The organism is Sphingopyxis sp. NJF-3, assembly GCF_053514865.1.
In genome coordinates, this window is sequence record NZ_CM130726.1 from 2,674,073 (window position 1) to 2,699,142 (window position 25,070).

At 67.8% G+C, this 25,070-nt stretch carries 24 protein-coding genes; 9 read left to right on the forward strand and 15 right to left on the reverse strand.

The genetic code is table 11. The features are described from left to right. Positions 1 to 71 precede the first annotated feature (71 nt). The gene (locus tag ACOTSS_RS12920; RefSeq protein WP_448688537.1) at positions 72 to 947 is read left to right on the forward strand and encodes a YwqG family protein; all 876 of its coding nucleotides are present in this window, start codon (positions 72 to 74) and stop codon (positions 945 to 947) included. Between the two features lie 17 nt (positions 948 to 964). On the opposite strand, the gene amaB is transcribed toward ACOTSS_RS12920, so the two are convergent. Then, on the reverse strand, positions 965 to 2,467 hold the full coding sequence (gene amaB, locus ACOTSS_RS12925; protein WP_448688538.1) for an L-piperidine-6-carboxylate dehydrogenase: 1,503 nt from the start codon (positions 2,465 to 2,467) through the stop codon (positions 965 to 967). Between the two features lie 179 nt (positions 2,468 to 2,646). Here amaB and acs point away from each other — a divergent pair, with 179 nt between their 5' ends. Next, on the forward strand, positions 2,647 to 4,611 hold the full coding sequence (gene acs, locus ACOTSS_RS12930; protein WP_448688539.1) for an acetate--CoA ligase: 1,965 nt from the start codon (positions 2,647 to 2,649) through the stop codon (positions 4,609 to 4,611). Positions 4,612 to 4,802: 191 nt separating this feature from the next. Here acs and ACOTSS_RS12935 read toward each other — a convergent pair whose 3' ends face one another. From ACOTSS_RS12935 to ACOTSS_RS12950, 4 genes are all read right to left on the reverse strand, one after another. Next, positions 4,803 to 5,534, reverse strand: a complete 732-nt coding sequence (locus ACOTSS_RS12935; protein ID WP_448688540.1) for a peptidase — start codon at positions 5,532 to 5,534, stop codon at positions 4,803 to 4,805. A gap of 48 nt (positions 5,535 to 5,582) precedes the next feature. Continuing rightward, complete coding sequence (locus ACOTSS_RS12940; protein WP_448691351.1) at positions 5,583 to 6,386, reverse strand: transglutaminase family protein; 804 nt, start codon at positions 6,384 to 6,386, stop codon at positions 5,583 to 5,585. A 10-nt stretch (positions 6,387 to 6,396) separates the two neighbouring features. After that, positions 6,397 to 7,338: an alpha-E domain-containing protein gene (locus ACOTSS_RS12945; protein WP_448688541.1), complete on the reverse strand. Its 942-nt coding sequence runs from the start codon at positions 7,336 to 7,338 to the stop codon at positions 6,397 to 6,399. A gap of 121 nt (positions 7,339 to 7,459) precedes the next feature. Then, on the reverse strand, positions 7,460 to 8,857 hold the full coding sequence (locus ACOTSS_RS12950; RefSeq protein ID WP_448691352.1) for a circularly permuted type 2 ATP-grasp protein: 1,398 nt from the start codon (positions 8,855 to 8,857) through the stop codon (positions 7,460 to 7,462). Positions 8,858 to 9,108: 251 nt separating this feature from the next. Here ACOTSS_RS12950 and ACOTSS_RS12955 point away from each other — a divergent pair, with 251 nt between their 5' ends. Continuing rightward, positions 9,109 to 9,528 carry a hypothetical protein gene (locus ACOTSS_RS12955; protein WP_448688542.1) on the forward strand — a complete coding sequence of 140 codons (420 nt, stop codon included), beginning with the start codon at positions 9,109 to 9,111 and terminating at the stop codon, positions 9,526 to 9,528. A gap of 44 nt (positions 9,529 to 9,572) precedes the next feature. Here ACOTSS_RS12955 and secA read toward each other — a convergent pair whose 3' ends face one another. From secA to ACOTSS_RS12975, 4 genes are all read right to left on the reverse strand, one after another. Beyond that, complete coding sequence (secA, locus tag ACOTSS_RS12960; protein WP_448688543.1) at positions 9,573 to 12,308, reverse strand: preprotein translocase subunit SecA; 2,736 nt, start codon at positions 12,306 to 12,308, stop codon at positions 9,573 to 9,575. Positions 12,309 to 12,417: 109 nt separating this feature from the next. Continuing rightward, a complete protein-coding gene (locus ACOTSS_RS12965; protein ID WP_095387277.1) occupies positions 12,418 to 12,684 on the reverse strand; it encodes a hypothetical protein in 267 nt (88 codons plus the stop codon). A gap of 210 nt (positions 12,685 to 12,894) precedes the next feature. Further along, positions 12,895 to 13,914, reverse strand: coding sequence for a TonB family protein (locus tag ACOTSS_RS12970; protein WP_448688544.1), 1,020 nt, complete (start codon positions 13,912 to 13,914; stop codon positions 12,895 to 12,897). A gap of 9 nt (positions 13,915 to 13,923) precedes the next feature. Continuing rightward, the gene (locus ACOTSS_RS12975; RefSeq protein ID WP_448688545.1) at positions 13,924 to 14,436 is read right to left on the reverse strand and encodes a hypothetical protein; all 513 of its coding nucleotides are present in this window, start codon (positions 14,434 to 14,436) and stop codon (positions 13,924 to 13,926) included. A gap of 116 nt (positions 14,437 to 14,552) precedes the next feature. On the opposite strand from ACOTSS_RS12975, the gene ACOTSS_RS12980 reads away from it, so the two are divergent. After that, the gene (locus ACOTSS_RS12980) at positions 14,553 to 15,356 is read left to right on the forward strand and encodes an SDR family oxidoreductase (RefSeq protein WP_448688546.1); all 804 of its coding nucleotides are present in this window, start codon (positions 14,553 to 14,555) and stop codon (positions 15,354 to 15,356) included. A 318-nt stretch (positions 15,357 to 15,674) separates the two neighbouring features. Here ACOTSS_RS12980 and ACOTSS_RS12985 read toward each other — a convergent pair whose 3' ends face one another. The 4 genes from ACOTSS_RS12985 to ACOTSS_RS13000 form a co-directional block, all read right to left on the reverse strand. Then, complete coding sequence (locus ACOTSS_RS12985) at positions 15,675 to 16,385, reverse strand: head GIN domain-containing protein (RefSeq protein WP_448688547.1); 711 nt, start codon at positions 16,383 to 16,385, stop codon at positions 15,675 to 15,677. A gap of 43 nt (positions 16,386 to 16,428) precedes the next feature. Continuing rightward, positions 16,429 to 17,190, reverse strand: a complete 762-nt coding sequence (locus tag ACOTSS_RS12990) for a head GIN domain-containing protein (protein ID WP_448688548.1) — start codon at positions 17,188 to 17,190, stop codon at positions 16,429 to 16,431. Positions 17,191 to 17,251: 61 nt separating this feature from the next. Beyond that, on the reverse strand, positions 17,252 to 17,893 hold the full coding sequence (locus ACOTSS_RS12995) for an NrsF family protein (protein WP_448688549.1): 642 nt from the start codon (positions 17,891 to 17,893) through the stop codon (positions 17,252 to 17,254). Between the two features lies 1 nt (position 17,894). Then, the gene (locus ACOTSS_RS13000) at positions 17,895 to 18,416 is read right to left on the reverse strand and encodes a sigma-70 family RNA polymerase sigma factor (protein ID WP_448688550.1); all 522 of its coding nucleotides are present in this window, start codon (positions 18,414 to 18,416) and stop codon (positions 17,895 to 17,897) included. 157 nt (positions 18,417 to 18,573) lie between these two features. Between ACOTSS_RS13000 and ACOTSS_RS13005 the strand changes: the two genes are divergently transcribed. The 5 genes from ACOTSS_RS13005 to ACOTSS_RS13025 all read left to right on the forward strand — a co-directional run bounded on the left by ACOTSS_RS13005 (position 18,574) and on the right by ACOTSS_RS13025 (position 23,572). Further along, entirely contained in the window at positions 18,574 to 19,050 is a 477-nt protein-coding gene (locus ACOTSS_RS13005; protein ID WP_448688551.1) for a GreA/GreB family elongation factor, read from the forward strand. Beyond that, on the forward strand, positions 19,047 to 19,226 hold the full coding sequence (locus ACOTSS_RS13010) for a hypothetical protein (RefSeq protein WP_448688552.1): 180 nt from the start codon (positions 19,047 to 19,049) through the stop codon (positions 19,224 to 19,226). Before ACOTSS_RS13005 ends, ACOTSS_RS13010 begins: the two co-directional genes overlap by 4 nt. A 7-nt stretch (positions 19,227 to 19,233) precedes the next feature. After that, positions 19,234 to 20,412 carry an NAD(P)/FAD-dependent oxidoreductase gene (locus ACOTSS_RS13015; RefSeq protein ID WP_448688553.1) on the forward strand — a complete coding sequence of 393 codons (1,179 nt, stop codon included), beginning with the start codon at positions 19,234 to 19,236 and terminating at the stop codon, positions 20,410 to 20,412. Positions 20,413 to 20,555: 143 nt separating this feature from the next. Further along, positions 20,556 to 22,379 carry a DEAD/DEAH box helicase gene (locus ACOTSS_RS13020; RefSeq protein ID WP_448688554.1) on the forward strand — a complete coding sequence of 608 codons (1,824 nt, stop codon included), beginning with the start codon at positions 20,556 to 20,558 and terminating at the stop codon, positions 22,377 to 22,379. A gap of 215 nt (positions 22,380 to 22,594) precedes the next feature. Further along, on the forward strand, positions 22,595 to 23,572 hold the full coding sequence (locus ACOTSS_RS13025; RefSeq protein WP_448688555.1) for a quinone oxidoreductase family protein: 978 nt from the start codon (positions 22,595 to 22,597) through the stop codon (positions 23,570 to 23,572). A 130-nt stretch (positions 23,573 to 23,702) separates the two neighbouring features. Here ACOTSS_RS13025 and fghA read toward each other — a convergent pair whose 3' ends face one another. Then, positions 23,703 to 24,566, reverse strand: a complete 864-nt coding sequence (fghA, locus tag ACOTSS_RS13030) for an S-formylglutathione hydrolase (protein ID WP_448688556.1) — start codon at positions 24,564 to 24,566, stop codon at positions 23,703 to 23,705. Further along, positions 24,563 to 25,066 carry a prolyl-tRNA synthetase associated domain-containing protein gene (locus ACOTSS_RS13035; protein WP_095387263.1) on the reverse strand — a complete coding sequence of 168 codons (504 nt, stop codon included), beginning with the start codon at positions 25,064 to 25,066 and terminating at the stop codon, positions 24,563 to 24,565. The genes fghA and ACOTSS_RS13035 overlap by 4 nt, the downstream gene beginning before the upstream one ends. Between the last annotated feature and the right edge of the window lie 4 nt (positions 25,067 to 25,070).

Consider the following 25,070-nt stretch of genomic DNA (forward strand, 5'->3'; position numbering starts at 1 on the left):
CGGTCGCAGACGGCCGGTCAAGGTTTCAAATTCGCTCGCTCCCGATAGGAAGAGCAGATATGGCCCGGCATATGAAAAAGCTCTTTGTTCCGGTCATGTTGGCGGCAGCAATTGCGTCCGGATGCACGGCGGCTACGCCTGCCGAACCGACGATGCAGGAGCTTCTGCGCGATCCGGCGGTGACCAAGTTCGTCGCCTGGCAGAAGGACCATGGCCTCCCGGCCATAGAACTCGAACCGTCGGGACCCGCGCCCGCCACGCCGGGCGGCACCCGCATCGGCGGCCCGGTCTGGCTGGCCGCGGGTGAAGCCTGGCCGACCGATGCCGAGGGGCGGCCGATGTCCTTTCTCGCGCAGGTCGATTTTTCGGCACTGCCACCCTTGCCGGACTATCCGGAGAGCGGGATCCTGCAGTTCTTCATCGCGCGCGATGACCTGTACGGAGCGAATTTCGAAAAGCCCGAAGCCGGAAAATTCCGCGTCATCTGGCGCGAGAAGATCGAGGGACCCGGCAAATTGCACATGGGCAAACCGTTCGGCGACCACGGGATCGACGATTATTCGCCGCTCTATGAGGGCGCGGTCGAACAGGGAATTGCGCTGAAGCCCAAACGCGTCGAGCAATTTCCATCGACCGAATCCTGGCTGGCCGAAAGGGATATCGGGAAGCTGCTCGAAAGCGACAAGGACGGCCGCATCTATGCCTTTGCGGACAAGCAATATGAACGGGTCCCGCTACGCCACCATGTCGGCGGCCATCCGGGCTTCACGCAATCCGACTGGCGCGCCGCGCCCGCCTATCAGGACGTCGATCGCGTATTGATCAATCTCTGGAGCGACGATCACATCATGTGGGGCGATATGGGACAAGGCCAGTTCATGATCCGGCGCGCGGACCTGCTGAAGCGCGACTTCAGCAAGGTCTTCTATCAGTGGGATTGCTACTGACCGCGGCCCCGCGCCAATTAGATATCGAACGACACCCCCTGCGCCAGCGGCAGCGCGTCCGAATAATTCACCGTATTGGTCGCGCGCCGCATATAGGCCTTCCAGCTATCCGACCCTGACTCGCGCCCGCCCCCCGTCTCCTTCTCGCCGCCGAACGCCCCGCCGATCTCGGCGCCTGAGGTGCCCAGATTGACGTTGGCGATGCCGCAGTCGCTCGCCGCCAGAAAGCGCTCGGCCTCGCGCATGTCGGTGGTGAAGATCGCCGACGACAATCCCGCCGCGACCGCATTGTGCAGCCGGATCGCGGCGTCGAGATCGTCATAGCGCATCACGTAGAGGATCGGTGCGAAGGTCTCCTCCAGCACCGGCCCGACCTGCCCCGGCATCTCGACGAGCGCGGGGCGCGCATAATAGCCCGCACCCTCGCCGACCCGCTCGCCGCCATGAACGATCCCGCCCGCGGCGCGCGCGGCGGCCAGCGCCCCTTCCATCGCCTCATGCGCGGCGCGGTCGATCAGCGGCCCGACGAGCACTTCTCCCTCCAGCGGATTGCCGACCGCGACGCTCGCATAGGCGGCCTTCAGCCGCGCGACGAAGCCGTCGTAGATGCTGTCGTGGACGAACAGGCGCCGCGTCGTCGTGCAGCGCTGCCCCGCCGTCCCCATCGCGCCGAACGCGACCCCGCGCAGCGCGAGGTCGAGGTCGGCCGAAGGCGCGACGATCACGCCGTTGTTGCCGCCGAGCTCTAGGATCGCGCGCGCGAACCGCTGGGCGAGCCGGGGCGCGACCGCACGGCCCATGCGCGTCGATCCGGTCGCCGAAACGAGCGCGACGCGCGCGTCGTCGACGAGCGCCTCGCCCGCCTCGCGCCCGCCGATCAGCAATCCCGAGAGACCCTCGGGCGCATCGCCGAAACGCGCCGCCGCGCGCGCGAAGATCGCCTGCGTCGCCAGCGCGGTCAGCGGCGTCTTTTCCGACGGCTTCCACACGACGCTGTTGCCGCAGACGAGCGCGAGTGCCGCGTTCCAGGCCCATACCGCGACGGGGAAGTTGAACGCCGAAATCACCCCGACAACGCCGAGCGGATGCCAGACCTCCATCATCCGGTGCCCCGGCCGCTCGGTCGCGATGGTCAGCCCATAAAGCTGGCGCGACAGGCCGACCGCGAAGTCGCAGATATCGATCATCTCCTGCACCTCGCCCGCGCCCTCCGACGGGATCTTCCCCGCCTCGATCGTCACCAGTCGCGCCAGATCGTCTTTCGTGGCGCGCAGTTCCTCGCCGAACAGGCGCACCAGCTCGCCGCGGCGCGGCGCCGGCACCAGCCGCCACGCGCGGAAGGCCGCGGTCGCCGCGTTCAGCGTCTCGTTGATCGCCGCCGCGTCGGCGACGCGCAGCATCGCGACCTGCTCGCCGGTCAGCGGAGTGATCGAGGGCATCGATCCCTCGCTCCATGCGGCGCGATCGACACCCAAGCCATCCAACAGACGCCCGACTTCCTCACCGATGGCCGTCATCATGATGATCCTTCCCCGTCACCCCGGACCCTGATCCGGGGTCGGCCTTCCTGAAGGCAAAGGCGGATGCCGGATCAAGTCCGGCATGACGAAGGAAATTACCCTTTCGCGCCTTTGCAACTTGCGGCCCCGGGGGTTATCGCTTCGGACGAACAAAGCAAACCGAAAGCGGGAGAATCCCCATGTCCGACCTGCCCCCCTCCGAACCCTTCGTCCCGGTTCCCGCCGCCGCCGCCGTGAACACCCACTGCACCGCCGACGACTACGACCGGCTCTATGCCGCGAGCATCGCCGACCCCGACGCCTTCTGGGCGGCCGAGGCGCAGCGCGTCGACTGGGTGACGCCGCCGACGAAAATCGCCAACTGGTCGTTCGATCCGGTCGACATCAAATGGTATGAGGACGGCGTCCTCAACCTCTGCCACAACGCACTCGACCGTCATGTCGCCGCGGGGCACGGGGAGCGCACCGCGATCATCTTCGAGCCCGACGCGCCCGACGGCGAGACGCGCCACATCAGCTATGCCGCACTGCTCGCCGATGTCATCCGCATGGCGAACACGCTGAAGAAAATGGGCGTCCAAAGGGGCGACCGCGTCACCATATACATGCCGATGATCCCAGAGGGTGCGGTCGCGATGCTGGCCTGCGCGCGCATCGGCGCGGTGCACAGCGTCATCTTCGGCGGCTTCTCGCCCGACGCGATCGCGGGGCGGATCGAAGATTGCGCGAGCGACTGGGTCATCTGCGCCGACGAGGGGCTGCGCGGCGGGCGCACCATCCCGCTGAAGGCCAATGTCGACAAGGCGCTGGAGAAGGTGGACGTCAAGGCAGTGCTCGTCATCGCCCACACCGGCGGCGATATCGCGATGACCGAAGGCCGCGACCATTGGTACGACGCGCTGTCGGCCGACGTCGGCGACACCTGCCCGTGCGAGCCGATGGGCGCCGAGGACCCGCTGTTCATCCTCTACACCTCGGGTTCTACGGGCAAGCCCAAGGGGGTGCTCCACACCGTCGGCGGCTATTCGGTGTGGATCGCGTCGACCTTTCACTACGGGTTCGACTATCGGCCGGGCGAGATATTCTGGTGCACCGCCGATATCGGCTGGGTCACCGGGCACAGCTATGTCGTCTATGGCCCCTTGCAGAATGGCGCGACGACACTGATGTTCGAGGGCATTCCCAACTACCCCGACCACGACCGTTTCTGGCGCGTCGTCGACAAGCATCGGGTGAACATCCTCTACACCGCGCCGACCGCGATCCGCGCGCTGATGCGCGAGGGCGACCATTATGTGACGCGTCACGACCTCGGCTCGATCCGCCTGCTCGGCAGCGTCGGCGAACCGATCAACCCCGAGGCGTGGCGCTGGTATCACGACATCGTCGGCAAGGGCCGCGTTCCCGTGGTCGACACCTGGTGGCAGACCGAGACCGGCGGGATCATGATCACCACCCTTCCCGGCGCGCATCCGATGCAGCCGGGAAGCGCGGGGCGCCCCTTCTTCGGCATCCGACCGCAACTCGTCGATGCCGAGGGCGGGGTGCTGGTCGACGAACAGAGCGGCGGCGCGGCCGAGGGCAACCTCTGCATGACGCACAGCTGGCCGGGACAGGCGCGCACGCTCTACGGCGACCACGACCGTTTCGTGTCGACCTATTTCTCGACCTACAAGGGCAAATATTTCACCGGCGACGGCTGCCGCCGCGATGCCGACGGATACTGGCGGATCACCGGCCGTGTCGACGACGTCATCAACGTCTCGGGGCACCGCATGGGTACCGCCGAGGTCGAAAGCGCGCTGGTGCTGCACGATCTGGTGGCCGAGGCCGCGGTCGTCGGCTTTCCCCACGACATCAAGGGCCAGGGCATCTACGCCTATGTGACGCTGAACGCCGGGGTCGAGCCGACCGACGAGGTCGCCGCGGCGCTCAAGCAGCAGGTCCGCACCGAGATCGGCCCGATCGCAACTCCCGACCATATCCACCTGACCCCCGCGCTGCCCAAGACGCGCTCGGGCAAGATCATGCGGCGAATCTTGCGCAAGATCGCGGAGAATGACTTCGGGTCGCTGGGCGACACTTCGACGCTCGCCGACCCGAGCCTGGTCGACGGATTAATCGAGGGGCGGAAGAACCGGTGAAGAAGAAACCTTCCCCCCTTGATGGGGGAAGGATACGAAGCCCTGTCGCGAAGCGATTAGGCGCAGTTGGATGGGGGTGATGGTGCGTCCTTCGACCGCCGTCTCAGGCCGAGACCGCCCCCCCTCCGCTGCGACTAGCCAGCAAGCTGGCAAGTCTCGCCGCCTCCCCCATCAAGGGGGAGGAATGGTTGTCAGAAATGAAAATCCGGCAACTCCGCCAGCGCGATCCCCAGCGCTTCGGCCCAGCCGTCGGAAACGCTCTGATAATAGGGGTCGTCGCGTTCGAAGCGCCGTTCGCGCACGACGGTGAAATCGTCGCGGGCATGGACCTTGAGGTCGATCGGCAGGTCAACCCCGGCGTTGGCCTGGATCGTCGAATCGAACGAGACGCAGAGCAGCTTCACCGCATCCTCGAACGACATGGCGGGGTCGTAGGAACGGACGATCATCGGGCGGCCATATTTGGTCTCGCCGATCTGGAAGAAGGGATTGTCCTCGCCCGCTTCGATGAAATTTCCTTCGGGATAGATCATGAACAGGCGCGGCTCGGAGCCCTTGATCTGGCCGCCGACGATCAGCGAGGCACGGAAGATCGATTCGGCCATCGGCCCTTCGACCCCGTAGCGCGTGACGATGCCGCGCAGCGTTTCGCCGATCGTCATCGCGACCTGGAACATCGAGGGCGCGGCGAGGATCGATGGGTGCCGGTCCTCGGGTGCCTTGGTGCGCTCGTCGAGCAGGCTGACCACCGCCTGCGTCGTCGCGAGATTGCCCGCCGACATCAGCGTGATGACGCGCTCGCCCGGCACGTGCCAGCTCCGCATCTTGCGAACCTGCGAGATATCGTCGACGCCCGCGTTGGTGCGGGTGTCCGACATGAACACCAGCCCCTTGTTCAGGCGCATCCCGACGCAATAGGTCATTGAATTCCTTCTTCCCCGGCCCCAGTCCAACCCCGGCCCGGTCCCCGCTTATTGCTGGACCTGCAATTGAACAACCAGATTTTCCTGCGCCGCACCATAGCGCATGCCGCGAACCGGGGCGGCGTCCCGATAGTCGAGCCCGGTCGCGACGCGGATATAGCGCTGGTCGGGCGAATGGCCGTTGCTGACGTCGAAGCCGATCCACCCGATATGGTCGAAATGCGCCTCCGCCCAAGCGTGGGTCGCATCCTGCTGCGTCCGGTCGTTCATCATCAGATAGCCCGAGACATAGCGCGCCGGATGGCCAAGGTGGCGCATCGCGGCGATGAAGATATGGGCATGGTCCTGACAGACGCCGCCCTCGCCCGCCAGCCCCTGTTCGGCGGTCGTCTCGGCATCGGTGACGCCGACGCGATAGGGGAGCCGGTCGAGGATCAGCGTGGAGAGCGCGTGCGCGCGCTCGATCTCCGAACCGAAATCACGCCCCAGCGCCGCCGTCAGCGCCCGCACCTGCCGCCCCGCGCGCGTCAGCGGCGTCGGACGCAGAAAGGTCCAGAGCGGCATCGCGCCGCGATGCGCGCCGATCACCCCGTCGAAGGTCAGCAGCTCGACCTCGCCGCGGCAGCGGATCACCAGCTCGCTGGCGCCGCTGTCGACCGCGATCAGGTCGACGCCATTGCCGTGATGATCGGTGTAATGAAGCTGCGTCTCGCCGCCCTCGACCTCGACCGTCCAATGGTCGACGCGCTGCTGGCCGGGCCGGTCCTTGGCGGTCAGCCGCACCTGCTGCAAGGCATAGCCGACGGGGGCATCATAATGGTAGCGGGTGACGTGCTCGACGGAGAGGCGCATGGTCACAGTCTCACTCCACGAACCGGTAGTCGCGCTCGACCTGCCGCGCGAGCGCCGCGTTGGCGGCCAGGAAGCCGCGCAGATATTCGTGCAGCCCACCGTCGAAGATCGACTGGATCGGCCCGGCCAGCCGGTCGCGGCACAGCGCCGTCGCCATTCGGCCCGCCTCGGTCTCCTCGGCATAGATGCGCTGGATCTGCCCCAGATGCTCTGCCTTCCGCTCGCAGCAGAACGCCAGGCTGCGCGGCATCTGCGCATAGAGGATCAGGAATTCGGCGATCTTGAGGGCGCTGATCTCCGCGCCATAGAGCCAGCGATAGGCACGGTGCGCGGACACCGAGCGCAGGATCGTCTCCCACTGCACATTGTCGATCGACGATCCGATATGCGCGACCGAGGGCAGCAGCAGATAATATTTGACGTCGAGGATGCGCGCGGTGTTGTCGGCGCGCTCCAGAAAAGTACCGAGCTGCGCGAAGTGAAAGCCGTCGTTGCGCAGCATCGTTCCGGTCAGCGCGCCGCGTACCTGCCCGTTCTGCCGCCGGATCGTCGCCAGCACGTCGGGCAGGTCGTCCTCTCGCACCGGCCGCTTCAGCAGCTCGACCAGCGTCATCCAGCCGGTGTTCACCGCTTCCCACACCTCGCGGGTCAGCGCGGTGCGCGCGGTGCGGGCATTGTCGCGCGCCTGCTTGACGATCGACAGGATGCTCGACGGATTGGCGGGATCGCGGAGCAGATAATCGACGACGCGCGCCGAGGTGAAATCGGCGTTCGCGGCCATATAGCCGTCCGCCACCCCGGCGGTTTCGAGCACCGACTTCCATTCGGCGGGCGCGGTCGCCGAGCGGGTGAGCGCGATGCGGAAGCCCGCGTCGATCAGGCGAGCGGTATTCTCGCTGCGCTCGAGATAACGCGCCATCCAGAAGAGCGAGCCGGCGGTTTTTCCTAGCATGGGAGCCCGCCGAAATATCCTTCGTCATTGCGAGCGCAGCGAAGCAATCCAGAGCGGTTTACGCTACTCTGGATTGCTTCGCTGCGCTCGCAATGACGAAGAAACGTGATACCCACCCCCATCAATCCTCCAGCACCCAGGTATCCTTGGTCCCGCCGCCCTGGCTCGAATTGACCACCAGCGACCCCTTGGTCATCGCGACGCGGGTCAGGCCGCCGGGGGTGATGGTCAGGCCCTGCGGCGACATCAGGACGAAGGGGCGGAGGTCGACGTGGCGCGGCGCAAGCCCGGCCTTGGTGAAGATCGGCACGGTCGACAGCGACAGCGTCGGCTGCGCGATATAATTGGCGGGGTTGGCCTCCAGCTTGGCGCGAAAGGCGGCGATTTCCTTCTTGCTGGCCGCGGGGCCGACGAGCATGCCGTAGCCGCCCGACCCGTGCACCTCCTTGACCACCAGTTCGGGCAATCGGTCGAGCACCTCGCGCAGATGCCCGGGCTCGCTGCAGCGCCACGTCGGCACATTGGGAAGCAGCGCCTTCTCGCCCGTATAGAATTCGATGATGTCGGGCATGTAGCTGTAGAGCGCCTTGTCGTCGGCGATCCCCGTCCCAGGCGCATTGGCGATGGTGATGCCGCCGGCGCGATAGACGTCCCAGATGCCCGGCACCCCGAGCAGCGAGTCGGGACGGAAATTGAGCGGATCGAGATAATCGTCGTCGACGCGGCGATAGAGGACGTCGATCGGCCGGTAGCCCTGCGTCGTCCGCATCGCGATGCGCCCCGCGACGACGCGCAGGTCGTGGCCCTCGACCAGCTCGGCGCCCATCTGGTCGGCGAGGAAACTGTGCTCGAAATAGGCGCTGTTGTGGATGCCCGGCGTCAGCACCGCGACGGTTGGCGTGCCCCCGCACATCGGCGGCGCGCAGGCCGACAGCGATTTGAGCAGGTTGATCGGATAATCGCCGACCTCGCGCACCGCGACCTTCGCGAACAGCTCGGGGAACATCTGGAGCATCGTCTCGCGATTTTCGAGCATGTAGGAGACGCCCGACGGGGTGCGGGCATTGTCCTCGAGCACGTAGAATTCGTCGGCGCCGGTGCGGACGATGTCGATGCCGCTGATATGCGTATAGACGCCGCCGGGCGGATCCATGCCCATCATCATCGGCAGGAAGGCGTCGTTGCGCGCGATCAGCTCGATGGGCACGCGCCCCGCGCGCAGGATTTCCTGCCGGTGATAGATGTCGTGGAGGAAGGCATTGAGCGCCCGTACCCGCTGTTCGATGCCGCGCGACAGCCGCCGCCATTCACCCGCGGCGATGATCCGCGGCACGACGTCGAAGGGGATCAGCCGCTCGTCGCCGCCGTCGGCGCCATAGACGTTGAAGGTGATGCCGATGGTGCGGAAAAAGGCCTCGGCCTGCTGCGTCTTGTGCTGGATGCGCGTCGCATCCTCGCCGTCGAACCAGTCGCGATATGCGCGGTAGGGCGGCCGGACCCCGCCCTCCTGGCTCGTCATTTCGTCGAAGAAGCGAATGAAGCCGGTCCTTTCCGCAGCACACTGTCCCGCGCCGCCCGCAATGACGGTGCCCACTTGTTCCAGCTGCTGCGCTGCCCGCCGGCTTCACGGCCGTCAGGCTTGTGGGACCGATGCTAGCACCGCTGCGCGGGAAGGCAAGATGCCTGAAAGCCGTCGAAAATCGAAATGCCTTGCCCACCAGCCTTCGCTCTATAGAGGGAAAACATCGTTCGCCGCGGGAGTATTCGCTCATGTCCCTATCCGCCATCCTGCTCGCCGGCCTGCTCGCCGCGACCGCCGAACCCGCCGTCTGCTCCGCACCAGCGGACCTGAGCGCGACCCCGCTCGCGGCCTGGACCCAGACCGACGGCGCCGCCGACGCCGCGATCGTACCCGGCCGGCCGGTCACGCTGGTCATGGCCGATGGCGCGGCGGCGCGGACGCTGACCATCGCCGCGGCGGGCCGCTATGGCGTCGCCGCCGACGGTCGCGTGTGGATCGACCTCGTCGCGGACGGCAAGCCGCTGACCTCGGTCGAGCATGGGCACGGCCCGGCCTGTTCGGGAATCCGCAAGATCGTCTGGTTCGACCTGACGCCGGGAACCTATGACGTGACGCTGTCGAAGGCGGCCACGGATCGCGTGCGCGTGCTGGTCGTACAGGGGCGCTGAGGGAGAAATGCCCCCTCCCCGTCAGGGGAGGGGCTTGGGCAATATTACAGGGCCCCGTGGCAGTGCTTGTATTTGCGGCCCGACCCGCAGGGGCACGGCGCGTTGCGGCTGATGTCCAGCGCCGCATAGGGATTCTCGCCCTCCGGCAGGTCCGGGCGCGGCGCCTGCATCGGGGGTAGCGTGTTCGCGATCACCCCAAGTTCGCCCCCGTCGAGGTCGGCGCTGTTGTCCTCGCCGGTGAACGGGTCGATGTGGGTGGTCAGGAAGTCGGGCAGATCGGGGAGCGGCATCGGCTCGGGTTCCTGGAACTGGAAGTCGATCCGCGCGACCGTTCGCGTCACATCCTCGCGGATGTTCTGCAGCATGCGCTCGAACAGCGCGAAGGCCTCGGCCTTATATTCGTTGATCGGCTGCTTCTGCGCATAGGCGCGCAGAAAGACGACCTGGCGCAGCGCGTCGAGGGTCGAAAGATGCTCCTTCCAATGATGGTCGAGCGTCTGGAGCAGGATCGACTTCTCGATGCCGCGCCACGTCTCGGGGTCGACCTGCGCCGCCTTCTCGGCGGCCGCGGCCTCTGCCATCTCCTGGATGCGTTCCTCGAAGATTTCGGCGTCGACCGCATCCTCCTGCATCCAGTCGTCGATCGGCGGCGACAGTTCGAGGACGTTGGCGACGCGCGCCTTCATGCCCTCGACGTCCCACTGTTCGGGATAGCTGCCCGGCGGGCAGGCGTCGGCGACGATCGAATTGACCGTCTCGGCGCGCATCGCGGCCATCGCATCGTCGACGGTCTCGCTGTCGATGATCTCGCCGCGCTGTTCATAGATGACCTTGCGCTGGTCGTTCATGACATTGTCATATTCGACGACCTGCTTGCGGATGTCGTAGTTGCGCGCCTCGACCTTCTTCTGCGCGGTCTCGATCGCCTTCGACAGCCACTTCGATCCGATCGCCTCGCCGTCCTCCAGATTCTTGTTCATCATCTTGGCGAACAAGGTGTCGGGGCCGAAGATGCGGAGCAGGTCGTCGTCGAGGCAGAGGTAGAATTTCGACAGGCCGGGGTCGCCCTGACGCCCCGAACGGCCGCGCAGCTGGTTGTCGATGCGGCGGCTTTCGTGGCGCTCGGTCGCGAGCACGAACAGACCGCCCGCCGCCTTCACCGCCTCGCGCTCGGCGGCCACCTCTTCGTGGATACGCGCGATCGCCGCCTCGCGTTCGGGCCCCTCGGGCATGTCCTTCAGCTCGTCCTCGATACGGAATTCCTCGCTGCCGCCGAGCTTGATGTCGGTGCCGCGGCCCGCCATGTTCGTCGCGATGGTGACCGCGCCAGTGCGGCCCGCCTGCGCGACGATATGCGCCTCGCTCTCGTGGAAGCGCGCGTTGAGGACGCTGTGCGGCACGCCTTCCTTTTCGAGATAGGAGGAGAGCAGTTCCGACTTCTCGATCGACACGGTGCCGACGAGCACCGGCTGGCCGCGCTCGTTCGCTTCGCGGATCGTCTTGGCGATCGCGCCGAACTTGTCGGTGATATTCTTGTAGAACTCGTCCTCCTCGTCGATGCGCGCGATCGGGCGGTTGGTCGGGATGGTGACGACGTTCATCTTGTAGATTTCGAAGAATTCGGCCGCCTCGGTCGCCGCGGTGCCGGTCATGCCCGAAAGCTTGGGATACATGCGGAAATAATTCTGGAAGGTGATCGACGCGAGGGTCTGGTTCTCGGGCTCGATCTGCACGCCTTCCTTCGCCTCGACCGCCTGGTGCAGGCCGTCGGACCAGCGGCGCCCGTCCATCATGCGGCCGGTGAATTCGTCGATGATCACGACCTTGCCGTCCTTGACGATATAGTCGGTGTCGAGCTTGAACATCACGATCGCCTTCAGCGCCTGATTGACGTGATGGACGATCTGGGTGTTCTCGATGTCGTAGAGGTTGCTGCCCTGGAGCAGCCCGGCCGCCTCGAGCAGCCGCTCGACATGCTCGGTGCCGTCCTCGGTCAGGCTGATCGACTTGGTCTTCTCGTCCTTTTCATAATCATCCTCGCCGAGCTGGTGGACGACCTCGTTCACGCGGATGTAGAGTTCGGACTTGTCGTCGGTGGGACCCGAGATGATCAGCGGGGTGCGCGCCTCGTCGATCAGGATCGAATCGACCTCGTCGACGATGCCGAAGTTGAAGGGGCGGTGGACCATCTGCGACCGCTCGAACTTCATATTGTCGCGCAGATAATCGAAGCCGAGTTCGTTGTTGGTCGCGTAGGTGATGTCGCTGTTATACGCCTCGCGCCGCTGCGTTTCGTTGAGGTTGGGGACGATGACCCCGGTGGTGAGGCCCAGGAAGCCATAGACGGTGCCCATCCATTCGGCGTCGCGGCGGGCGAGATAGTCGTTGACCGTCACGACGTGGACGCCCTTGCTTTCGAGCGCGTTCAGATAACAGGGCAGCGTCGCCATCAGCGTCTTGCCCTCGCCCGTCGCCATCTCGGCGATCTCGCCGCGGTGGAGGACGATGCCGCCGACCATCTGGACGTCGAAATGCCGCATGCCGAGCGTGCGCTTGGCCGCCTCGCGCACCGTGGCGAAGGCTTCGGGCAGGATGTCGTCGAGCGTCTCGCCCGCCGCCAGCCGGTCGCGGAACTTCTGCGTCTGTGCCTGAAGCGTCGCGTCGTCGAACGCCTCCAGCGTCGGCTCGAAAGCGTTGATCTTGTCGACGATCTTGCGGATCGAGGCGACGTAGCGGTCGTTGGACGAGCCGAACAGGCTCTTGGCAATGCTGCCGAACATATTGATTTCCTTGGTCTATGCGGGTTGCGGCAACGCAGACGTTGCCCGGCCGCCCCTATGGGCGACCGCGAATGGGTCGGTCAGGCGCGGACGGCCTGGCGCGGCGGCGCTATTCGAGAGCGCGGTCGGAGCGGCTGAGGACGCCCGGCAGATAGGGCGGAGCCGAACGGATCGGCTTGCGGCAACTGCACGACGAGCGGCGCGACGGCACCGGATCGGCCGGCCGGCGCGCCTTGTCGGAGGCATCGGACTGCGCCGCGGTTTCGGCGAGCAGGACGAGCGACCCCATCGCCGCCGGCATCGCCGGCGCCGCCTGCGCGCGATCCGCGCCGGCAAGGCCGGTCAGCAGCGCGAGCAAGGTCAGTAACAGTCGCAAACGGGGCCCCTCTTCGGTTCAGCGCGCGCCATGGTGCACGCTGGACGCTGAACATAGGGTGAAAGCGCGATTGCGTCTAGAGGCCGCTATTTTGGGTGGCGACTCGGTTTGAAGGCAAGCGTGCGATTTTTCTTTCTTCGTCACCCCGGACTTGATCCGGGGTGACGAGGCAGGGAACGGCGCCTTCCAAATCCAAACGGAGCCACCACCCTATTTTGCTTCGCCCTTCTTTGCCGCTTCGGCGTCCTCGACAATCAGGTCCATGCGCCCGGTGATGCGCTTGGCGACCGGCTGGCCGTCGGCGTCGACAAAGGGAATATAGCGGATCGACCCGCCGACCTCGTCGCACGGGTTCGTCATGCGCTCGGCAACGCCGCCGGCCGAATATTTGCAGTCGGCGACCTTGCCGTCGGCTCCGACCAGGATCGACATGGTCGAGAAGCCGGGCTCGCTCATCGGGAACTTGCTCAGCGGCCGTTCCGGGACGGCACCGGACGAAGCGTCGGCGCCGCGCGGCAGGACCCACCGGAAAATCGCGGGGAGCGTGCCGCGCACGGGCTTGCCGTCGCTGTCCAGTGCCGGGAGGAAGCGGCCCTCGGTCCGCATGAGGTCGCACGCCGCGGCGTCGAGCGCGGCCGACATGCTGCTTTCGACGACCTTGCAGCCGGCAAGCAGACCCGCCGCGTCGATGCCCAGCAGCATCTGGACCGCGCCTTCGACGCGCGCCGCCCGCGCGGCCGGCGGATAATGGGCCGCCGCATCGATCGCCGCCGTCTCCGTGGTGGCGATCGGACTGCGCGGCCAGCTCTCGCGGCTTTCGTCGAACTGGAAGCCGGCGTTCGCGAGCGCCGCCGCATAGACGTCGGGGAGCTGCCAGCGAATCCGGTTGGTATAGCTGCTCGCCACCTTCTGCCCGTTTTCGTCGCGGGCGGGAGTGAAGCGCGCGCGCTCCATCAGCAATTGGCATGTCTTCTCGTCGAGGTCGGCATGGCCGCTCGACGCGGTGACGTCGCACCCGCTCGGCAGTCCGTCGGCGTCGACGGTCAGGCGAAAGCCGACGACGCCTTCGCGCTCGTCGCGCCGCGCGCGCGCGGGATAATCGTCGGGGGTCACCCAGCTTCCGGGGCTGGTGGCCGGCGACGGAGGCCCGGCGCGCATCGTGGCAGGCGGCGGCGCGGGCGGCCGCGAGGGATCGGCGGCGAGCGCGAGCAAGAGCGACAATGACAGCATGGATTCCCCCTAATTCAACCCCGGATTCAGATCCTTGACCTCTAGTAGAAAGCTCTTCGGCTTCTTGAAATATTTGCTCTTGCGATTGACCTTCAGCCCGACCGCCTCGGCCAGTTCCATGACGAAATGGACGCAGTTGCGCTTGCCGAGACTGTAGCTTGGCTGCTCGCGGTCCTGCCATTCGCGGATCTTGGCGAGCAGCCGGGCATAGGTCGCATCGTCGACGGTGACGCTGAACTGCTGGTCGCTCTTCGCGACATAGTCGGGCTTCGACGTCTGCACATACCCCTTCACCGATCCGAAGAGGATCGCCGGACTCACCGATTTGGCGGTGAAGCCGTAGTTGGTGTCGACCGCCTCGCCGGTCGCGTCGACGCGACCCTTCAGCGTGACGAAGGCGTGGGGGAAGCGGTCGCCGAAATCATGGCTGTAGAAGCTCACCACCACCGCGGCCTGTGCCGGCAGCGCGGCGCAGAGAAAAAAAGCGAGCAGGGAGAGGAGCATCAGCCGCAGGCGAGTCATCGCCGGGTGATAGCCAGCCCGCTCCCGTGTGGCCACCCCACGATTGCCGCTTGACCTTCGCCGTGCCTTCGCCTGTTGTCGCGCTGACAAAAATGTCAGCATCACGGGAGGACAGGATGACGCGCAGGGCGATCTTCATCACCGGCGGGGGGTCGGGCATCGGGCGCGCCACCGCGCGTCACTTCGCGGGCCAGGGCTGGTTCGTCGGCATCGCCGACGTCAACGCGCAGGGGATCGACGAGACCGCCGCGCTATTGCCCGAGGGCGCCTCGTCGCGCCACGTCATGGACGTTCGCGACCGCGACCAGTGGCGAAAGGCGCTCGCCGATTTCGCGGCGACGAGCGGCGGGCGGCTCGACGTGCTCTTCAACAACGCCGGCATCGGCTCGGGCGGCCCGTTCATGGACATGGCGCCCGCCGAGGCCGACCGGCTGATCGCCATCAACTTCGGCGGCGTGGTGAACGGCATCTACAGCGCGCTGCCGCTGCTCCGCGCGACGCCCGGATCGACGATCCTCAACACCGGCTCGGCGTCGGGTTTCTACGGCGTAGCCGGGCTCGCGGTCTATTCGGCGACCAAATTCGCGGTGCGCGGCCTGACCGAAGCGCTCGAAATCGAATTTTCGAAGCATGGCATCAAGGTGCGCTCGCTGATGCCCGGCTTCATCGACACGCCGCTGCTCGACCAGGTGAGCGCCGACAGCAACGAACCCGCACGCGAACGCCTGTCGGCAAGCGGGTTCGAGATCGTCCCCGTCGAACGCGTCGCCGAAGCGGCGTGGGAGGCGGTGCACGGCGAGCGCGTGCATGTGACGGTCGGCAAGATGGCCAAACGCCTGTCGCGCCTCGCGCGCTTCTTCCCGGGACTGGTCGCGAAACAGTCGAAGAAGATCGACGGACTGGGCACGGCGGGGCATTGAGGTTCGGGCTGCGCGACGGCCGAGGTCTGTTATGGGGTGGGGAGCGGCCAATTCCCAACCTTCGTCATTCCTGCGAAAGCGGGAACCCAGAGCGCGCGTCGGCTGACCCCATGCTGGGTTCCCGCTTTCGCGGGAATGACGAGGTTATGATATGCGCAATGTCGCCAAGCGGTCGATTTTAGATATTCGTCATCCCGGACTTGATCCGGGATCCATTCACGCAGCGCTGGAGGAGTGGATCCCGGATCAAGTCCGGGATGACGATTAAAATAACGTCGGCTTCCCAGCCGTTTCCAGCCATCCCCCTCCCCGCGTGAACTACTTCCCCGCCCCGCACTGCACGCTGCCGCTTCCAACGTTGCGCACGGTGCACACCGGCCGGCCGAGCACGACCGTCCGGCCGACGCCGCGGGCGGTGATCGCGGCGGTCCTGGTCGCGCTGAAGCGGTGGTCGCCCGCGCCTTCGCTGTCGCTGATCAGCTCGCCGACTGCGAGTTCGCCCGCGTCGACCGTCCCGGCGCCCGACAGCGTCATGGTCGCCTGGCGCGCCTGGCCGCCCAGCGTCATCGTGCCGTTGCCGACCATCGCCACCGACAGCCGGTCGGCGTCGACCCGGCCCACGATCAGTTGGCCGGGCCCGCGCAGGCCGATCGTCACGCGCGCGCCCTTCAGCGCGTCGATCGTCAGCGACCCCGCGCCCGCGACCATCGCCGAGCGGAGATTGGCGGCGTTGATGCGAACCGTCACCGGCCCCGACGCCTTGCCCTTGCGCTCGTCGCCCGCGAAGCGGCGCTCGCCGATCACCAGCTTGCCATCGCGCGCCTCGATGCTGAGCCGGTCGAGCGCATCCTGCGGCCCCGTCGCCACCGCGCTCACCGGCGCGCGCGCGACAACCTCGACCGTCACGTCGGCACTGAGTTCGATCGCCTCGAAGCTGGTGAGACCATAGCGCTTCTCCGCCGCCGAAGCGGAGCCGGAGAGCAGCAGGGCGGCGGCCGCGAATGCGGCCCATCGCGAAACATGCGTCATGACGCCGCCTTAGCCGTTCGGCCGCGGCGGCGCCATAGGCGGCTCAGTTGCAGGTGACGTTGCCCGACCCGGTCTTGCTGGTCGAGCATTTGGCGCCGCCGCCGATCTTGACGTCGCCCGATCCGATCACGCGGACATCGGCGCTGGCGGTCGCCTGCGCCTCGACATTGCCCGATCCGGTCACCGAAACATCGAGCGTGTCGGCGACCAGCCCGTCGGCATCGATGTCGCCCGAACCCGTGATGCCGATGTCGCCCGATCCGACCTTGCCGCCCGCGACCTCCAGATCGCCCGAACCCGACATGCCGAGCTTGACGCTCTTCGCGGTCAGCTTCGCGATCTTGAGCTCGCCCGATCCGGTCACCGCCGCCTCGACCGCGTCGCCGTCGACGCTGTCGGCGTCGATCGAGCCCGACCCCGCCAGCTCGACCGCACTGAGCCGGGGCATGGTGATCGTGATGTCGACGTCGTCATGGTCGCGGAAGCTCCAGCTGCTGCGCTTGCGGCCGATCGACAGCGTCGATCCGTCGACTTCGACCTCGAGCTGGTCGAGTTCGGCCTGCGGTCCCTTGGCGCTGATCGCGAAGCTGTCGCCGCGGCGGATCGTCACATCATAGGGGCCCGCGACGTCGACGCCGGTGAAGCCGCTGAGCGCAAAGGATTTGGTCGCCGCCGGGCCGCTGTCGGCGGGGCGCGATTCGCTGCTGGCCCCGTCGCGGCCGCCATCGGCCTTGTCGGCGCCGCTGCAGCCCGTCGCGGTCGCCAGCATCAGCGGTAACATCGCTATCGTCGTCCAGTTTCGCATCGCCAATCTCCTTGTGTGTTATACACATAACACACGACGGCGGCGGCTGTCCAGCGCGATCCTACCAGCGCAGCAAGGGCGGCAGCGCGAGCCGTCCGGCGAGCGCCGCGAGCAGCACCGCGCCGCCGTGCCACAGCGCGATATGGACGATATCGTCGACGGGGCAATGGAGCGCGGCGATCGTCGCGCCCGACGCGCCCGACGCGATCCCGATCACCCAGCCAGCGCGCGCCGGCGAGGTCGGCGCACCGCCGCGCAGCCAGGCGAAAAGCGCGCCGCCGACGCCGAGCCCGGCAAATAGCGCCATCGGCAGGCAGGGCAGTTCGGTCCCGCCCCGCGCCGTCTCGACCGCGCGATGCCCGTCGCCGAGCCCGACGAACAGCGCCGAGAGCGGCAGCGCCAGTGCGGCGAGCGCCGCCCAGCGCCAGCCGCCATGATCGCGCCCGACGCCGGGCAGCCCCATGCGCAGCGCGCTCCAGATCGCGGCGATCGCGACCGCCGCGACCAGCCAGAAGGACAGCATCGACATCGCGGGCATCGCGGCCATGTCGCGGCGCATCCCGAACAGCCAGAGCAGCAGCGCCGCCGCCGCGAGCCAGCCCGCGCCGACCCACAGCGAGGCGCGCGCGATGCGGCGCGGGCGCACGGGCTCGAGGTCGCCGGCCAGCCCGTCGATCAGTTCGTCGATCGATGCGTCGTTCATCTCATTCGCTTTCCACCAGCCCCGCGAGCTTCCTGAGCCCGCGATGGATATTCACCTTGACCAGCGACTCGCTCTGGCCGCTGATCCGCGACGCCTCGGCGATCGAGGCGCCCTCGATCTTGACCAATGTGATCGCCTGCGCCTGCCCCGCGGGCAGAAGTGCGAGCAGCCGGTCGAGGCTGAGTCGCGCGTGCACCGCTTCATCCCCCGCGCCGACCGCCGCGTCGCCCTCACCCAGCTCGATCTCGTCCCGCTGCCGGCGCAGCATGTCGATCCAGCGATAGCGCGCGATCGCCGCGAGCCACGGCAGGAAAGCGCGGCCGCTGTCCCAGGTCGCGCGCTTGCGGTGCAGCGACACGAGCGTTTCCTGCACCAGATCGTCGATCTGGTGCGGCGCGCTGCGGCGCGCGAAATAGCGCGTCAGCCACGCGCGGCAATCGCCGAGCAGCGCGCGATAGGCCGCGCGGTCGCCGCGCTGCGATGCGGCCATCAGCCGCGCGAGCGAGGGTTCGTCGATACTCATCGGACGGGCATCATGACAGATCGGGCGGGCCGGCGCATCGCTCCTGCTTCGCGGGCACCGGCGCCGAGGTTACACCGCGCCATCTTATCGCCACCTTCGCGGTGCAGAGGCTTCCTTTCCCCTTGATCCCCTCCCCTTGATCCCCATGAGAGAGACGATGAGCGTAGCGTTCCGCCGCGAAAGCGACGACGAGCATAAGGAACCCGAGTTTGAGCTGCCGATCCCGGTCGGCGCGAACCTCGTCACGCCGCGCGGCGCGCGCCTGCTGGGCGAGGAGGTCGCGCGGATCGAGGCGGCGGTCGCGGCCGCACCCGACGAGGAGGCGCGCAAGAAGCTGCTGCGCCAGCTCCGCTATTTCGGCACCCGCAAGGCGACCGCCGAGGTGCAGGCGGCGCCCGCGGGCGGCCTCGTCGGCATCGGCAGCCGCGTTGCCTATCGGTTGAACGGGACCGAGCGCAGCGTCACCATCGTCGGCCACGACGAGGCCGACCCCGCCGCGCACCGCATCGCCTTCACCGCGCCGCTCGGCCGCGCGCTGATGGGCGCCGAGGCGGGCGAGACCGTCGCATTCCAGGGCCGCGAGGACGCGATCGCCATCCTCGCCGCCGCCGCCGACGCGGAGGTCATGGCATGAAGGACCGGTTCGAACGCCACAAGCAGCCGTGGACCGCGGCCGAGATCGACAAGCTGCACACGCTCGCGAAGAAGGGCATGGCGCTGAAGGCGATCGCCAAGGCGCTGACGCGCAGCGAGGAATCGGTGAAGGTCCGCGCCAAGGCCGACGGGCTGTCGATCGCGAAGCTGCGCTGACGCCCGCATGACCGCCCCCGATTACGATGCCATCGTGCTGGGCGCCGGCGCGGCCGGGCTGATGTGCGCCGCGACCGCGGGGCAGCGCGGGCGCCGCGTGCTGCTGCTCGACCATGCCGATCAGGTGGGCAAGAAAATCCTGATCTCGGGCGGGGGGCGCTGCAATTTCACCAATATCCACGCCGCCCCCGACCGCTTCCTGTCGGCGAACCCGCATTTCGCCAAGTCGGCGCTCGCGCGCTACACGCCCGCGGATTTCATCGCGCTCGTCGACGCCCATGGCATCGCGTGGCACGAAAAGACGCTCGGCCAGCTCTTCTGCGACGGGTCGGCGAAGGCAATCGTCGCGATGCTGCTCGACGAGGCGGCGAAGGGCGGCGTCGACGTCCGCTGCGGCGAACCGCTGCGCGAGGTCGCGCACGCCGATGGGCTTTTTCGCATTACCTTCGGCAATCAATGCTTTGCCGCCCCCAATCTCGTTCTCGCGACCGGCGGGCCGTCGATCCCCAAGATGGGGGCGACCGGCTTCGCCTACGACCTCGCGCGGCAATTCGGGCTGAAGGTCGTCGAGCCGCGCCCCGCGCTCGTGCCGCTGACGCTCGGCGGCGATGACGTGCTGTTCCGCGAGCTGTCGGGCGTCGCCACCCCGGTCGAAGCGCGCGCGGGCAAGGCGGCGTTCCGCGAAGCGGCGCTTTTCACGCATCGCGGGCTGTCCGGCCCGGCGATCCTGCAGGTCAGCAGCTATTGGCGGCACGGCGAGCCGGTGACGATCGACTTTGCGCCCGACGCCGCGCCGGGCTGGCTGGTCGCGGCGAAACGCGCGCGGCCCCGCGCGACGCTCGCGGCGACGCTGGGAAGCACCCTCCCCGACCGCCTCGCGCAGGTATTGGCCGAGCGGCTCGCGCTACCCGGCGAGATGGGGGCGCAAACCGACCGCAAACTCGCCGATGCCGAAGCCGCGCTCCGCCGCTGGACCTTCCGCCCCAACGGCACCGAGGGCTTCGCCAAGGCCGAGGTCACCGTCGGCGGCATCGCGACCGCGGGCCTGTCGTCGCAAACAATGATGGCCAAAAGCCTTCCGGGCCTCTATGCGGTCGGCGAAGCCGTGGACGTCACCGGGTGGCTGGGCGGCTATAATTTTCAATGGGCCTGGGCCAGCGGATATGCGGCGGGACTGGCGCTTTAGGAAAACAACTTATCATTCAACGTCATGCTGAACTTGTTTCAGCATCCATGGCCTGATGCTGCGACCTTGGGCCATGGACCCTGAAACAAGTTCAGGGTGACGAATAATAAGCGGCAGCGCAGCGCCGCATGGAAATGTAAAATATGTCTTTCGACCATCTTTCACCCGTCCTCGCGGACGCTCTTACCGCGCGCGGCTATGAGGCGCTGACCCCCGTGCAGGCGCAGGTCACCGAAGCCGAGGCCCACGGCCGCGACCTGCTCGTCTCGGCGCAGACCGGGTCGGGCAAGACCGTCGCCTTCGGCCTCGCGATGGCGGACGAGCTGTTCGACGATGGCCGCCTGCCCTTCGCGACCGCGCCGCTCGCGCTGATCGTCGCGCCGACGCGCGAACTCGCCCTGCAGGTCAGCCGCGAACTCGGCTGGCTCTATGCCAAGGCCGGCGCGCGCATCGCGACCTGCGTCGGCGGCATGGACGCGAGCCGCGAGCGCCGCACCCTCAATCAGGGCGTGCATATCGTCGTCGGCACGCCGGGGCGGCTGCGCGATCATCTCGAACGCGGGGCGCTCGACCTCGAAAGCCTGCGCGTCGCGGTGCTCGACGAGGCCGACGAGATGCTCGACATGGGGTTCCGCGAGGACCTCGAGGAAATCCTCGACGCGACGCCCGAGACGCGACGCACCCTGTTGTTTTCGGCGACGATTCCCAAGCCGATCGCGCAGCTCGCCAAGCGTTACCAACGCGATGCCCTGCGCATCTCGACCGTCGGCGAGGATCGCGGGCACGGCGACATCGCCTATCAGGTCGTCACCGTCGCGCCCGCCGATATCGAGGGCGCGGTGATCAACCTGCTCCGCCTGCACGAGCCCGACACGGCGATGCTGTTCTGCGCGACGCGCGACAATGTCCGCCGCCTCCACGCGCGGCTGGTCAATCGCGGCTTCGCCGCGGTCGCGCTGTCGGGCGAGCATAGCCAGAACGAGCGCAACCACGCGCTGCAGGCGCTGCGCGACCGGCGGGCGCGGGTGTGCGTCGCGACCGACGTCGCCGCGCGCGGCATCGACCTGCCGAGCCTGAGCCTCGTCATCCATGTCGAGATCCCGCGCGACGCCGAGACGCTCCAGCACCGTTCGGGCCGCACCGGGCGCGCGGGGAAGAAGGGCACCGCGGTGCTGATCGTCCCCTATCCGCGCCGCCGCCGCGTCGACGGCATGCTGCGCGGCGCGCGGATCGAGGCCGAATGGATGAACGCCCCGACCGCCGCCGATGTCCGGCAAAGGGATCAGGAACGGCTGATCGAGAAACTGCTCGCCCCCGTCGAGCATGAGGCCGACGATCTGGAACTCGCGCAGCGGCTGCTCGCCGAGCGTTCGCCCGAGGATATCGCCGCGTCGCTCGTCCGCGCGCACCGCGCGACCATGCCGCCGCCCGAGGACCTGATCGACAACGGCCCGCCGCCGCGCCGCGAGCGGGGCGAACGCTTCGAGCGCGAGGACGGCCATCCCGATCGCAGCGAGCGCGGGCCGCGCCGCGAGCAGTTCGACGACAGCGTCTGGTTCCGGCTCAACATCGGGCGCCGCCAGAATGCCGACCCGCGCTGGATCCTGCCCCTGCTCTGCCGCCGCGGCCATGTGACCAAGCATGAGATCGGGGCGATCCGCATCGGACCGAGCGAGACGCTGTTCAACATCCCGCTCGCCATCGCCGACCGCTTCGCCGAGGCGATCCAGCGCAGCGCCAACGCCGACGGCGAGGACGACAGCGGCGTCGCGATCACCCCGGCACCGGGCGGCGCGGCCTACCCGCCGCGGCGCGAGAAGGCGCCGCGCGACAAAACGCCGCGCAATACGCTCGGCCGCGCGCCCGGCGGCGACCGCGGCCCGCGCGGCCCCGGCGGCCCGCGCGACAAGACCGAGCGCTACAAGCCCAAGCCCTATGGCCAGCGCAGCCCGCGCCGGCCGAAGTAGATAAGATGGCTTCCCCCTCCCCTTCAGGGGAGGGGCAGCGAGACTTGGTTCGGCGTTAGCCGGGCCTTAGTCGAACGGGGTGGGGTCTATCGGCCTTGCGCACCGCCGATGGCCCCCACCCCAACCCCTCCCCTGAAGGGGAGGGGCTTTTATCGCTTCACCCTTGCACCGCCCCCTGCGTCGCCCCAGATGGATCGGACAGCAGGAGACGCGCGATGCAAGCGACCCAGGCCTTTATCGAGACGCAGGGCGGCCCCGAGGTCATCGACTGGCGCGAGGTGACGCTCGGCGCGCCCGGCCCCGGGCAGGCGCTGGTGCGGCAGAGCGCGATCGGGCTCAACTATATCGACATCTATCACCGCGACGGCACCTATCCGGTCGAGCTGCCCGGCGGGCTCGGCATGGAAGCGGCGGGCGAGGTGATCGCGGTCGGCGAGGGCGTCCACGGGCTCCAGCCCGGCGACCGGGTCGCGACCTTCGGGCCGCAGCGCGACGCCTATGCGAGCGCGCGGCTGGTCCCGGCGGCGTCGCTGTTCAAGCTGCCCGCGAACATCGACGACGAGACCGCCGCCGCGGCGCTGCTCAAGGCGTGCACGGTCGAGGCGCTCGTCGAGCGCTGCGCGAAGGTCGAGGCGGGGTGGCCCGTGCTCGTCCACGCCGCGGCGGGCGGGGTCGGGCTGATCCTCGTCCAGTGGCTGAAGGCGGTCGGCGCGACGGTGATCGGCACCGTGAGCACCGAAGCGAAAGAGCAGACGGCGCGCGACGCGGGCGCCGATCATGTCATCCGCTACAAGGCCGAGGATGTCGCGGCGCACGTCCGCGAGATCACCGACGGGCAGGGCGTGCCGGTGACCTTCGACGGCATCGGCATGGCGACGTGGGAGGTGTCGCTGAAAGCCACCGCGCGGCGCGGGCTGATCGTCAGCTACGGCAATGCCGGCGGGCCGGTGCGCGGGGTCGACCTGGGCGTGCTCGCGCGGCACGGATCGCAGTTCGTCACCCGGCCGACGCTGTTCGACTATTATCTCGATCCCGGCGAGCGTGCCGCGGGCGCGGCGCGGGTGTTCGAGATGATCGGGGGCGGCAAGGTCGCGGTGACCGTAGGGCAGCGTTACGGGCTGCAGGATGCGGCGCGGGCGCACGCCGACCTCGAGGCGGGGCGAACGACGGGGTCGACGCTGTTGATTCCGTAGTACAGCTAACCCCCTCTCGCTTGCGGGAGGGGCAGCGAGACTTGCGAGCTTGCTCGCTAGTCGCAGCGGGGAGGGTTCAGCAACGCCACATGCCCTCCCCCAACCCCTCCCGCAAGCGGGAGGGGAGCCGTTACCCCTTCAACCGTTCGGCATGCCACGCGACATGCTCGGCCATGAAGGTCGAGATGAAATAATAGCTGTGGTCATAGCCCGGCTGCATGCGGATCGTCGCCTTCTGACCGGCGCGCTCGCATGCCTCGGCCAGCAGCTCGGTCTTGAGCTGTTCGGCGAGGAAATTGTCGGCGTCGCCCTGATCGATGAGCAGGTCGGGAAGCCGCGCTCCGGCCGCGATCAGCGCGCAGGCGTCGTAGGCACTCCACGCCTCGCGATCCGCGCCGAGATAGCCCGCCAGCGCCTTTTCGCCCCACGGGCACCGCGTCGGCGCGACGATCGGCGAAAAGGCCGAGACCGAACGAAAGCGGTCGGGGGTGCGCAGCGCGACGGTCAGCGCGCCATGCCCGCCCATCGAATGGCCGGTGATCCCCTGCCGCGTCAGGTCGGCGGCGGGAAATTCGCGCAGGATCAGCGAGGGCAGCTCGTCTTCGACATAGGAGCGCATCCGGTAGTGCTGCGCCCACGGCTCTTCGGTCGCGTCGACATAGAAGCCGGCGCCGAGGCCGAAGTCCCACGCGCCGTCGGGGTCGTCGGGAACGGCATTACCGTTCAGATCGGGGCCGCGCGGGCTGGTGTCGGGGGCGACGAAGATCACCCCATGCTCGGCGCACGCGGCGCGATATTCGCCCTTCTCCATCACATTCGCGTGGGTGCAGGTCAGCCCCGAGAGATACCAGAGCACCGGCAGCTTGGCGCCCGCTTCATGGTCGGGAACGAAGACCGCGAAATTCATGTCGGTGCCGGTCGTGTCGCTCCGGTGCCGGTAGACGCCCTGCGTGCCGCCGTGGCTGCGGTTGGTCGAGACGGTTTCGAGAGTCATCGGGGGTCCTGCATCGGGATGGGGGCGGTTCGCGGATCATGGCCCCAATGGCGCAGCAGGTCCAGTATCGCCGCGCCCGACAGCCCCAGCGTTCCGGTGTTGCGCAGCGGATGCACGTTCACCCGGTCGGCGGCCGCAAGCGCCGCATCGAGTACGACGGCGACGCTCCCCGGCGGCGCGTTGATCGCCGCGAGCGGGGTCACCGATCCCGGCGCGATGCCGAGCAGGCGCTGCATGTCCTCGGCCTTGCCGAAACTCACCCGCTTGCAGCCGATCGCCGCGGGCAGCGCCTTCAGGTCGACGCGCGCCTCGCCGGGCACGGTGACGAGCCAGAAGGCCCCGGCGGCGTCCTTCAGGAACAGATTCTTGGTGTGGGCGCCCGGGATCGCGGCGTTCACCGCGTCGCTTTCGGCGACGGTGAACACCGCGACATGCTCGTGCGCGGCGAAGGGGATGGCGAGCGCATCGAGATCCGCCAACAGGCCAGCTTCGCCGCGCAAGATC

What these genes read in the sequence shown, in the direction of transcription:
- ACOTSS_RS12920 (WP_448688537.1), top strand. Translation starts at nt 72, where the DNA reads ATGAAAAAGCTCTTTGTTCCGGTCATGTTGGCGGCAGCAATTGCGTCC.
- amaB (WP_448688538.1), bottom strand. Translation starts at nt 2,467, where the DNA reads ATGATGACGGCCATCGGTGAGGAAGTCGGGCGTCTGTTGGATGGCTTG.
- acs (WP_448688539.1), top strand. Translation starts at nt 2,647, where the DNA reads ATGTCCGACCTGCCCCCCTCCGAACCCTTCGTCCCGGTTCCCGCCGCC.
- ACOTSS_RS12935 (WP_448688540.1), bottom strand. Translation starts at nt 5,534, where the DNA reads ATGACCTATTGCGTCGGGATGCGCCTGAACAAGGGGCTGGTGTTCATG.
- ACOTSS_RS12940 (WP_448691351.1), bottom strand. Translation starts at nt 6,386, where the DNA reads ATGCGCCTCTCCGTCGAGCACGTCACCCGCTACCATTATGATGCCCCC.
- ACOTSS_RS12945 (WP_448688541.1), bottom strand. Translation starts at nt 7,338, where the DNA reads ATGCTAGGAAAAACCGCCGGCTCGCTCTTCTGGATGGCGCGTTATCTC.
- ACOTSS_RS12950 (WP_448691352.1), bottom strand. Translation starts at nt 8,857, where the DNA reads ATGACGAGCCAGGAGGGCGGGGTCCGGCCGCCCTACCGCGCATATCGC.
- ACOTSS_RS12955 (WP_448688542.1), top strand. Translation starts at nt 9,109, where the DNA reads ATGTCCCTATCCGCCATCCTGCTCGCCGGCCTGCTCGCCGCGACCGCC.
- secA (WP_448688543.1), bottom strand. Translation starts at nt 12,308, where the DNA reads ATGTTCGGCAGCATTGCCAAGAGCCTGTTCGGCTCGTCCAACGACCGC.
- ACOTSS_RS12970 (WP_448688544.1), bottom strand. Translation starts at nt 13,914, where the DNA reads ATGCTGTCATTGTCGCTCTTGCTCGCGCTCGCCGCCGATCCCTCGCGG.
- ACOTSS_RS12975 (WP_448688545.1), bottom strand. Translation starts at nt 14,436, where the DNA reads ATGACTCGCCTGCGGCTGATGCTCCTCTCCCTGCTCGCTTTTTTTCTC.
- ACOTSS_RS12980 (WP_448688546.1), top strand. Translation starts at nt 14,553, where the DNA reads ATGACGCGCAGGGCGATCTTCATCACCGGCGGGGGGTCGGGCATCGGG.
- ACOTSS_RS12985 (WP_448688547.1), bottom strand. Translation starts at nt 16,385, where the DNA reads ATGACGCATGTTTCGCGATGGGCCGCATTCGCGGCCGCCGCCCTGCTG.
- ACOTSS_RS12990 (WP_448688548.1), bottom strand. Translation starts at nt 17,190, where the DNA reads ATGCGAAACTGGACGACGATAGCGATGTTACCGCTGATGCTGGCGACC.
- ACOTSS_RS12995 (WP_448688549.1), bottom strand. Translation starts at nt 17,893, where the DNA reads ATGAACGACGCATCGATCGACGAACTGATCGACGGGCTGGCCGGCGAC.
- ACOTSS_RS13000 (WP_448688550.1), bottom strand. Translation starts at nt 18,416, where the DNA reads ATGAGTATCGACGAACCCTCGCTCGCGCGGCTGATGGCCGCATCGCAG.
- ACOTSS_RS13005 (WP_448688551.1), top strand. Translation starts at nt 18,574, where the DNA reads ATGAGCGTAGCGTTCCGCCGCGAAAGCGACGACGAGCATAAGGAACCC.
- ACOTSS_RS13010 (WP_448688552.1), top strand. Translation starts at nt 19,047, where the DNA reads ATGAAGGACCGGTTCGAACGCCACAAGCAGCCGTGGACCGCGGCCGAG.
- ACOTSS_RS13015 (WP_448688553.1), top strand. Translation starts at nt 19,234, where the DNA reads ATGACCGCCCCCGATTACGATGCCATCGTGCTGGGCGCCGGCGCGGCC.
- ACOTSS_RS13020 (WP_448688554.1), top strand. Translation starts at nt 20,556, where the DNA reads ATGTCTTTCGACCATCTTTCACCCGTCCTCGCGGACGCTCTTACCGCG.
- ACOTSS_RS13025 (WP_448688555.1), top strand. Translation starts at nt 22,595, where the DNA reads ATGCAAGCGACCCAGGCCTTTATCGAGACGCAGGGCGGCCCCGAGGTC.
- fghA (WP_448688556.1), bottom strand. Translation starts at nt 24,566, where the DNA reads ATGACTCTCGAAACCGTCTCGACCAACCGCAGCCACGGCGGCACGCAG.